Consider the following 2,342-nt stretch of genomic DNA (forward strand, 5'->3'; position numbering starts at 1 on the left):
GGTGATCAGCGAATTGCGCGAAGGCTACGAATTCCTGCGCTACACCGAACATGCGATTCAGGCGATTGCCGACCGCCAGACCCAGATGCTGCCGGACGGCGCTCAGGATCAGGCACGCATTGCGTTCATGCTCGGATTTGCCGACTGGGAGGCGTTCCACGAAAAGCTGATGTTCTGGCGCGGTCGCGTGGCCTGGCATTTCGCGCAAGTGATTGCCGACCCCGATGAGGAAGAAGGCGCCAGCTGTGAGGTGGTGGTAGGCGGCGAGTGGCTGCCACTGTGGGAAGAGGCGCAGGACGAAGAGGCGGCGTGCCGGCAGTTGGAGGAGGGCGGTTTCGCTGATGCGACCAAGGCCCTCAAAGCCCTCGCCAGTTTGCGCAGCAGCCCGCAGTTGCGGGCGATGCAGCGTCTGGGCCGTGAGCGGCTCGATGCCTTTATTCCGCGTCTGCTTGCGCAGGCGGTGGAGCACGACAATCCGGATCTGGTGCTCGAGCGTGTACTGCCGCTGGTTGAAGCGGTCGCCCGGCGCTCGGCTTATTTAGTGTTGCTGACGGAAAACCCCGGAGCCCTGCGACGCTTGCTGACGCTGTGCGCGGCCAGCCCGTGGATTGCCGAGCAGATCACCCGTTTCCCGCTGCTGCTCGATGAACTGCTCAACGAAGGCCGGCTGTTCAAGCCACCGCTGGCGCCAGAACTGGCTGCCGAGTTGCGCGAGCGCCTGACGCGGATTCCCGAGGACGACCTCGAGCAGCAGATGGAAGCCCTGCGTCACTTCAAGCTCGCGCATCGCTTGCGCGTCGCCGCCTCGGAAATCGCCGGCAGTCTGCCGCTGATGAAAGTCAGCGATTACCTGACCTGGCTGGCCGAAGCGATTCTCGAGCAAGTGCTGGCGCTGGCCTGGCGCCAGACCGTGGCCAAGTACGGCACGCCGCTGCGCACCGACGGTACTTTGTGCGATCCCGGCTTCATCATTGTCGGTTACGGGAAAGTCGGCGGGCTGGAACTGGGGCATGGTTCGGACCTTGACCTGGTGTTCATCCATGACGGCGATCCGCAGGCAGAAACCGACGGGCCGAAGCCGATTGATGGCGCGCAGTTCTTTACCCGGCTGGGCCAGCGGATCATTCACCTGCTGACGGCGCAGACCAACTCCGGTCAGCTCTATGAGGTGGACATGCGCCTGCGGCCATCCGGTGCCTCAGGGTTGCTGGTCAGTTCGCTGGGTGCGTTCGAGCGCTATCAGGAAAATGAAGCCTGGACCTGGGAGCATCAGGCCCTGGTGCGCGCGCGGGTGCTGGTGGGCAGTCAGGATGTCGGCCAGGCGTTCGAGAAAGTCCGGGCGCAGGTCTTGGGCAAGGCGCGGGATCTGGCGAAGTTGCAACAGGAAGTCAGCGAGATGCGCGCGAAGATGCGTGACAACCTCGGCAGCAAGGGCACCGCGGCCGGTACTGCCGCCAATGCCTTCGAGGCCACGGCGCCGTTCGACCTCAAGCAGGACGCCGGAGGTATCGTCGATATTGAATTTATGGTGCAATACGCGGCCCTGGCGTGGTCGCACAACCACCCGCCATTGCTGCGCTGGACCGATAACATCCGCATTCTGGAAGAGCTGGAACACGAAGGGCTGATGCCTGCCGAAGATGCCAGCCTGTTGCGCGAGGCCTATAAGGCCTACCGCTCCGCCGCCCACCGGCAGGCCTTGCAGAAGGACGCCGGAGTGATTGCGGGAGACCAGTTTGCCGACGAGCGCCGGCAGGTTTTGCGGATCTGGAAAGAGTTGGGGCTAAGCTGAAACCGGTTTGTGTAGCACCCAATACCCTGTGGGGGCGAGCTTGCTCGCGAAGACGGAGTGTCAGACGACACCGATGTCGGATGTGATGGCCCCTTCGCGAGCGAGCTCGCTCCCACAGTGGATCTACAGTGTCTGTAGATCTGAAGCAGGACGAACAAACCATGTGGGAGCGAGCCTGCTCGCGATAGTGGAGTGACAGTCGACAGTCATGTTGAAGGTAATGACCCATCGCAAGCAGTGCCGCTCCCTCAGTGATTATCGAGGCGGGGAGGCGTAAATGCCTCCCCGGTTCGTTTATGGAAACCACATGAATATTCTGATCGTTGGGCCCAGTTGGGTCGGTGACATGGTGATGGCGCAGACACTGTTTCAGTGTCTCAAGCAGCGCCACCCGCAATGCCAAATCGACGTGCTGGCCCCCGAGTGGAGCCGGCCTATCCTTGAGCGCATGCCCGAAGTGCGCAAGGCCTTGAGCTTCCCGCTCGGCCACGGTGCGCTGGAATTGGCGACGCGCCGGCGCATCGGCAAATCCCTGGCCGGCCAGTACGAT

Annotated in this window: 1 protein-coding gene and 1 pseudogene; both read left to right on the forward strand. The window is 62.7% G+C overall.

Translation table 11 applies throughout. The annotated features are described in order from the left end of the window. The coding region (gene glnE / locus DBR24_RS34365; RefSeq protein WP_256591964.1) for a bifunctional [glutamate--ammonia ligase]-adenylyl-L-tyrosine phosphorylase/[glutamate--ammonia-ligase] adenylyltransferase at positions 1-1,792 on the forward strand (1,792 nt) is incomplete at its 5' end. Positions 1,793-2,099: 307 nt separating this feature from the next. Beyond that, positions 2,100-2,342: pseudogene (locus tag DBR24_RS34370) on the forward strand (lipopolysaccharide heptosyltransferase II); the annotation flags it as partial.

The sequence above is a fragment of the Pseudomonas sp. HMWF006 genome, assembly GCF_003061205.1.
GTDB classification, from domain to species: Bacteria; Pseudomonadota; Gammaproteobacteria; order Pseudomonadales; family Pseudomonadaceae; genus Aquipseudomonas; species Aquipseudomonas monsensis.